At 43.7% G+C, this 6,549-nt stretch carries 9 protein-coding genes; all 9 read left to right on the forward strand.

Going from position 1 to position 6,549, the window contains the following annotated elements; translation table 11 throughout:
• Window positions 1–205 precede the first annotated feature (205 nt).
• The gene (locus tag B0182_RS13485; protein WP_421648797.1) at window positions 206–847 is read left to right on the forward strand and encodes a DUF3108 domain-containing protein; all 642 of its coding nucleotides are present in this window, start codon (window positions 206–208) and stop codon (window positions 845–847) included.
• 125 nt (window positions 848–972) lie between these two features.
• Window positions 973–1,716 carry a UMP kinase gene (gene pyrH, locus B0182_RS13490; RefSeq protein WP_029102573.1) on the forward strand — a complete coding sequence of 248 codons (744 nt, stop codon included), beginning with the start codon at window positions 973–975 and terminating at the stop codon, window positions 1,714–1,716.
• 137 nt (window positions 1,717–1,853) lie between these two features.
• The gene (gene frr / locus B0182_RS13495; protein ID WP_029102574.1) at window positions 1,854–2,408 is read left to right on the forward strand and encodes a ribosome recycling factor; all 555 of its coding nucleotides are present in this window, start codon (window positions 1,854–1,856) and stop codon (window positions 2,406–2,408) included.
• A 76-nt stretch (window positions 2,409–2,484) separates the two neighbouring features.
• On the forward strand, window positions 2,485–3,234 hold the full coding sequence (gene uppS / locus B0182_RS13500) for a polyprenyl diphosphate synthase (RefSeq protein ID WP_078275406.1): 750 nt from the start codon (window positions 2,485–2,487) through the stop codon (window positions 3,232–3,234).
• A gap of 21 nt (window positions 3,235–3,255) precedes the next feature.
• The gene (locus B0182_RS13505) at window positions 3,256–3,600 is read left to right on the forward strand and encodes a hypothetical protein (RefSeq protein WP_078275407.1); all 345 of its coding nucleotides are present in this window, start codon (window positions 3,256–3,258) and stop codon (window positions 3,598–3,600) included.
• A 45-nt stretch (window positions 3,601–3,645) separates the two neighbouring features.
• Complete coding sequence (locus B0182_RS13510) at window positions 3,646–3,939, forward strand: hypothetical protein (protein ID WP_078275408.1); 294 nt, start codon at window positions 3,646–3,648, stop codon at window positions 3,937–3,939.
• Window positions 3,940–4,017: 78 nt separating this feature from the next.
• Window positions 4,018–4,356, forward strand: coding sequence for a hypothetical protein (locus B0182_RS13515; RefSeq protein ID WP_078275409.1), 339 nt, complete (start codon window positions 4,018–4,020; stop codon window positions 4,354–4,356).
• A gap of 119 nt (window positions 4,357–4,475) precedes the next feature.
• Window positions 4,476–5,306 (forward strand): phosphatidate cytidylyltransferase, encoded by an 831-nt coding sequence (locus B0182_RS13520; protein WP_078275410.1) that lies wholly within the window; start codon window positions 4,476–4,478, stop codon window positions 5,304–5,306.
• On the forward strand, window positions 5,306–6,520 hold the full coding sequence (gene dxr / locus B0182_RS13525) for a 1-deoxy-D-xylulose-5-phosphate reductoisomerase (protein WP_078275411.1): 1,215 nt from the start codon (window positions 5,306–5,308) through the stop codon (window positions 6,518–6,520). The genes B0182_RS13520 and dxr overlap by 1 nt, the downstream gene beginning before the upstream one ends.
• Window positions 6,521–6,549 lie beyond the last annotated feature (29 nt).

Below are 6,549 nucleotides of genomic sequence, written 5' to 3' on the forward strand. Positions count from 1 at the left end.
TTGAGAGTGGGGTAAAATATGTTTTGAGAAAGTTTTCTCACAAAATGCTACAAATCATCATGCCATCACCCTTGTAATTGTAACAAAAAATGTCAATAATAAGCCCATGTTTTAAATTAATTTGCAAAGCAAGAGAGTGATTATGTCTGTATTAAATAAATTTTTCAAAACTGCCACCACTGCCACTGTTGCCACAGGCATTACCATGGGGGCAACCTTATCTGCCAATGCGGCAGATTTATCGGGCTTTTCTGCCACTTATGCGGTCAAAGCAGATGGCAGAAATGGCACGGCAACACGCACTTTAACCAAAAATGGCAATAATTACAGCTACAACGTCAAAGCCAGTGCTGCAGGCGTGGCAAGCGTGAACCAATCGGCAAATTTTAGCTTATCTAATGGCAGAATTATACCGTCTAGCTCCAATATGTCAGTTAAAGTGCTGGGTGTGGGGCGTACTCATAATATCAAGTTTAATAACTCTGCCAAATCGGTGGTTAGTACTTATAAAGGCAAATCCACCACCTTAAAAATGAACGGACAAGCCTATGATGATTTGAGCCTAGAAGCTCAAATCCGTCAAGAGCTGATTAACGGTAAGTTTAGCGGTAATTACCATTTGGTTAAGAAAAATGAAATAGAAGCCACCAAATTTAGACGTTCGGGCAGTAGCAAAATCACCGTCCCTGCGGGTACTTATGACGCCATTCGCATTGACCGTGTGCATGATGACAAAGGGCGTGCCACGAGCTTTTGGCTTGCCCCAAGCCTAAATTATCTACCTATCAAAGTCAGCCAAACCAATGACGGCAAAGTCATTAGCATGGAATTGATTAAGGTGAATTAATAGGTAAATCAAAGACAGATTTAAAAATAAAAAGGCGGACAAGGTTTCGCCTTTTTTAATTTTACAATATTTGGCAAAATGTGATAAAATTACTTAATTTGTATTTAAATTATAACAGGTGTGCCATGTCAGACATTAATAACCCCAACGACAAAAATCCAAAATTCTCTCGTATCCTACTAAAGCTCTCAGGCGAAGCCCTAGCAGGGGGCAAAGACATGGGCATTGATGCGTCCATTCTTGATCAGATGAGCCTGTCTATTGCCCATTTGCGTGGGCTTGGCGTGCAAGTGGGGATTGTCGTTGGGGGTGGTAATTTGTATCGTGGTAGTACCCTACAAAAAGAAGGGCTTGTCGGGCGTGTTACAGGTGACCAAATGGGCATGCTTGCCACCGTGATGAATGGTCTTGCCATGCGTGATGCCCTAGTCCGCCGTAACATCAAATGCCGTCTCATGTCCGCTCTTAACATCGCTACCATTGGCGAGCCGTATTCTAGCCGTGAAGCCATTCGCCACCTAAATAATGGCGAGGTGTGTATTTTTGTGGCAGGTACGGGTAATCCGTTTTTTACCACCGATACGGCGGCGTGCTTGCGTGGGATTGAGATTGAAGCGGGGCTTATCTTGAAGGCGACCAAAGTGGACGGTGTGTACGACAAAGACCCAAGCGTTCATGCCGATGCGGTTAAATACGACAGCCTAACCTTTGACAAAGCTCTAGAAGACAAATTGGGCGTGATGGACTTAACCGCCATTGCCCTATGCCGTGAACACAACGTGCCGTTGCAGGTGTTTGACATGAACAAACCCAACGCCCTATTAAATGTTGTCATGGGCGAAAAAGAAGGTACACGAGTGTATCATTAATTCAATTTTTATTGAATTTAAAATCAACTTTAAAAAGTGTTAAATCTTGCTTATCATACCGATTGGTGGGGGCGAATCATATTCGCCCTGATTTAACAAAATCAATGTTTAGCAAATATTGTAAATAGGAAACCCTTATGATTAACCAAATCAAAACAGACGGCAAAGCCCGTATGGAAAAATCGCTTGAAGCTCTAGAAAGTGCGTTTGCCAAACTGCGTACAGGACGAGCTCACCCTGGTATCTTGTCAAGCGTCATGGTCAGCTACTATGGCTCGGACATGCCCCTAAACCAAGTGGCAAGCGTGAACGTAGAAGACAGTCGTACTCTGCTTGTACAGCCCTTTGACCGCTCTATGGTGCAAGCGGTGGATAAGGCGATCCGTGAAGCGGATTTGGGGCTTAACCCCATGACCGCAGACGTAATTCGTGTGCCAATGCCTGCCTTGACCGAAGAGACTCGTAAGGATATGCAAAAATTGGCTCGCTCTGATGCCGAGTCTGCCCGTGTGTCGGTGCGTAATATCCGCCGTGATATGCTAGGCGACATCAAAAAATTGGTCAAAGACAAAGAAGCCAGCGAAGATGACGAACGCCGTGCCGAGACCGACATTCAAAAGCTCACCGATGACTTTATCAAAGCGATTGACACTCGCCTTGCCAAAAAAGAAAGCGAGCTTATGGAAGTCTAACAGGCAACCAACAAATGTAGGGCGAGCCATTCGCCCTATTTGTATCATTTATCATTGACAAATCCGCCTATCTATCATGCCAAACGCCCCATTACCCCCCATTTTAAGCCTACCCCAACACATCGCCATTATCATGGACGGTAACAACCGCTATGGCAAGGCTCACGCTTTGCAGGCAGGGGCAGGGCATATCAAGGGCAAAGACGCACTTGACCCCATTGTGGAGCATTGTTTGGCACGGGGCGTTAAGGTTTTGACGGTGTTTGCCTTTTCGTCCGAAAACTGGGCAAGACCACAGGCGGAAGTGGCACTGCTTATGCGACTACTTGAAAGCACCATTCATGAGCAAATGCCCCGCATGAACAAATACCAAATTCGCCTAAGGTTTATCGGCGACAGGTCAATGCTAAATTCCGACCTGCAAGCCCTTATGACAGACGCAGAAAATAAGACCGCCCATTTTGACAAAATGACGCTTGTCATCGCAATCAGCTATGGCGGACAATGGGACATCGCTCAGGCGTGCCAAAAATTAGCCATACAAGTCCAAAAAGGCGAACTTAACCCAAATGATGTCAATGCACGCCTTATCGGACAAAATGTAGAACTTGCCGATTTGCCCGATGTGGATATGCTGATTCGCACGGGGGGCGAGTGGCGTATTTCTAACTTTTTGCTGTGGCAGTCGGCTTATGCCGAGCTGTTTTTTACCGATACATTGTGGCCTGATTTTGGGGCGGACGAGCTTGATAAGATGATACAAGATTTTGGCAATCGTGAAAGACGTTTTGGTAAAACCAGTGAGCAGGTGCAAGGCGAAAGTTAAGGATTGATTTTAATATTTTTTATGCAAAACGACATTAAACAAACTTACCGTTATTTATTTAAATTGCCCAGTAGTGTGCTATTGATTGTTTTGTTTGTAATATTGATGGTCAGTGAAAAACAAGCATTGGCAATGCTATTAAAAGGCAATGGGGTAATGTTAATGGCATCAATAGTGTTTGGTATTTGGTTTCTTTGTGAGCGAATGTTTGAAAAATTGATTAAATTTTATTGTACTAATGGTAAATTTCCAGATAAACAACTTATCAATGCTAATAATAAAGCAAAATGGATTTCTTATTTGGCAGGAATATTGCTGATTATTGGTATTGTTTATGTGCGTAGTTTGATAAAAATGGCGGTTTGATTTTATCAATTAAATTTCAATTTAATTTGATAATTTGAATGAATGATGAAAAAATTATTTAAATACGACTTTTTGGATAAAAATAAAGGCATTCAATCGGCATTTTTTAGCGTGTCATTTTGTGTATTTATTGCCATTCCAAAATATAATACATTGTTTATTATTGTCTTGGGTGTGATTTGGGCGGCTTTGTTATGTGGTATTTATGCCTTTCTTGATAAATGGCTTGCTAAACAAAATTTTAATCAAAATCAATTAAGTATTTTTAATAAAATAGCTTGGATTATTTATATTATCAGCTTGATGGTGGCGGGTTATTTGGTCATTTGGCAAGATTGACAAATCATTCATTGGGCATAAGGTGCGTATCACGCACCATTGAGTGAAGTGATAAATTTGAATTAAAAGGAAGTTTGTATGAATGAATTGCAAAAAACTTACCGTTATTTATTTAAATTACCCATGAGTGTGCCGTTAATTATTCTGTTTTTTATATTAATGGTAATTGATAAACAAGTACTGGTAATGCTATTAAGAAAAGAAGGGGCGATTTGGATTTCTTTGGCATTATTGATTGTTTTGGCTTGTGAGTTTATTTTTAAAAAAGTGGTAAAATTTTATTGTACCAATAGACAATTTTCAAACGAGCAATTAGAAAGTGCCAACCAAAAGGCAAAATGGGTGGTTTATTTTTCTATTGTGGCGTTGGTGTTTTCTTTATTTTATATGCGTTATTTGATAAAAATCGTGGTTTGAGTTTTAAGTATAAGGTGCATATCACGCACCATTTAAAGCACAATACCAATAGCGGTGCGTAATATGCACCTTACGAGTGTTATATTATTTTTGAGATTATTAAAACTGGAAACCCTTAAATGTGGCAACGAATTAAAACCGCAATCATCCTAGTCATTATCGTTGGTGTGGCGATGTTCACCAGTCGTCAGCCTTTTTTGTTTTTGCCACTTTTGACGGTCGGTACGCTCATTGCGTCCCATGAGTGGACAAAACTCATGCCAAAACGCAAACAGCCTGCTCAGTTTATCGCTCTGATGCTTGCGGTTACGCTTGTCAGTATTTTTGTGCCTGTCTCTTGGGTGGTGTGGTGGGTGCTGTCTTTTGGGATATGGCTTATGGCAACCAAATGGGTGCTTGTTTATCCCGCCCAAGAAAAATGGTACGGCAAACGCTTGTTTTTTATGGGGATTGTCATCTTAACCGCCAGCATTACCGCCATGTATAGTCTATGGCAAGTGTCGCCTTGGTGGCTCATGTATGTGTTTCTTTTGGTGTGGTGTGCCGATAGTGGGGCGTATTTTGTTGGGCGTAAACTTGGCAAACGCAAACTTGCCCCCAACGTCTCGCCCAATAAATCCATAGAAGGGCTGATTGGCGGTATCATCACGGCAAGCCTTGTGGCGGTGGGCGTGGGCTTTGGGCTAAAACTTGACACGGTGGCACTTATTGCCTTTTTGGGTTTATCGGGCTTGACAGTACTGGCAAGTGTGCTTGGCGATTTGTTTGAATCCATGCTAAAACGCCGAGCTGGGATTAAGGACTCTGGCACCATTCTGCCAGGGCATGGCGGTGTGCTTGACCGCATTGATAGTTTGCTGTCAGCTACGCCTGTGTTTGCTCTTGGGGTCTTGGTGCTCGTGTATTTGGGCGTATTGCCTGCTCTTGGCGACTTAAAGGGGCTTTTGTGATGACGGCATTGACAGTACCATTAACAGTCCTTGGAGCAACAGGCTCAATTGGCGACAGCACGCTTGACATCGCACGCCTAGCAGGGTTGCCTGTGTACGCTTTATCGGGCTTTGGTCGCTTGGATAAATTATTTGATTTGTGCGTGGAGTTTCGCCCAAGCCGTGTCGGTGTGCCGTCTGGTAAGGTGGATGAATTTGCCAAGCGTTTAAAGTCGGCAAATTTGGCAATTGACGTGGTCGGCGGTCAAGACGGCTTGGCGGAGTTGGCAAGCGATAAAGGGGCGGGTAAAGTCGTGGCAGGCATTGTCGGCTCGGCAGGGCTTGGCTCTACCTTATCGGCAGTCAAAGCAGGGCAGACGGTGCTAGTTGCCAACAAAGAAAGCCTTGTCATGGCAGGCGAGCTGGTCATGAACACCGCACGCACACATGGGGCAACCATTTTGTCCATTGACAGTGAGCATAACGCCATTTTTCAATGCTTGCCAAAGGCGGTGCAAGACGACAATACCGCCATTCATCGCACCGAGCTTGGCATAAAAAAATTGTGGCTTACGGCAAGCGGTGGCGGATTTTTACACAAATCTTATGATGACATGAAAAACGCCACAGTCGCCCAAGCGGTCAAGCACCCCAACTGGAACATGGGAAGCAAAATCACGGTGGATTCTAACACCATGATGAATAAAGGCTTGGAGCTGATTGAAGCGTGTCATTTGTTTAATTTGTCCGAAAGCCAAATTGACATCGCCATTCACCCTCAAAGTATCATTCACTCCATGGTAGAATATGTGGACGGCTCTATCTTGGCACAGCTCGGTACACCTGACATGAGAACGCCCATTGCTCATGCACTTGCGTACCCTGACCGCATGGAGAGCAGTGCTAAGTCTTTGAATTTATTTGACATATCCGCCTTAGAATTTATCCGCCCTGATAAGGATAAATTTAAATCCCTAACGCTTGCCCGTCATGCCATACAGACAGGCGGTGGGGCGTGTATCGCCCTAAATGCGTCCAATGAAGTATCTGTTTCGGCATTTTTGGACGGCCGCATTCGCCTGACCGACATCGCCGACACGGTGGAGCATGTGCTAAATGACGATGAGCTAGGGGCGGAGTTTGGCAGACATTTTGATGAGTTGGACGAGATTTTGGCGTTGGATAAGCGGGTGCGAGATAGGATGGATGTTTATTTAAGAAAATTAACGGATTAATTTTAAATGTATTTTACCCCACTCTCAAC

The organism is Moraxella bovis (assembly GCF_002014975.1).
In the GTDB taxonomy this organism is placed as follows: Bacteria; Pseudomonadota; Gammaproteobacteria; order Pseudomonadales; family Moraxellaceae; genus Moraxella; species Moraxella bovis.

Coding starts and splice junctions, on each gene's coding strand:
- B0182_RS13505 (WP_078275407.1), top strand. CDS start 3,256: ATGCAAAACGACATTAAACAAACTTACCGTTATTTATTTAAATTGCCC.
- uppS (WP_078275406.1), top strand. CDS start 2,485: ATGCCAAACGCCCCATTACCCCCCATTTTAAGCCTACCCCAACACATC.
- dxr (WP_078275411.1), top strand. CDS start 5,306: ATGACGGCATTGACAGTACCATTAACAGTCCTTGGAGCAACAGGCTCA.
- B0182_RS13510 (WP_078275408.1), top strand. CDS start 3,646: ATGAAAAAATTATTTAAATACGACTTTTTGGATAAAAATAAAGGCATT.
- pyrH (WP_029102573.1), top strand. CDS start 973: ATGTCAGACATTAATAACCCCAACGACAAAAATCCAAAATTCTCTCGT.
- B0182_RS13485 (WP_421648797.1), top strand. CDS start 206: ATGGGGGCAACCTTATCTGCCAATGCGGCAGATTTATCGGGCTTTTCT.
- B0182_RS13520 (WP_078275410.1), top strand. CDS start 4,476: ATGTGGCAACGAATTAAAACCGCAATCATCCTAGTCATTATCGTTGGT.
- B0182_RS13515 (WP_078275409.1), top strand. CDS start 4,018: ATGAATGAATTGCAAAAAACTTACCGTTATTTATTTAAATTACCCATG.
- frr (WP_029102574.1), top strand. CDS start 1,854: ATGATTAACCAAATCAAAACAGACGGCAAAGCCCGTATGGAAAAATCG.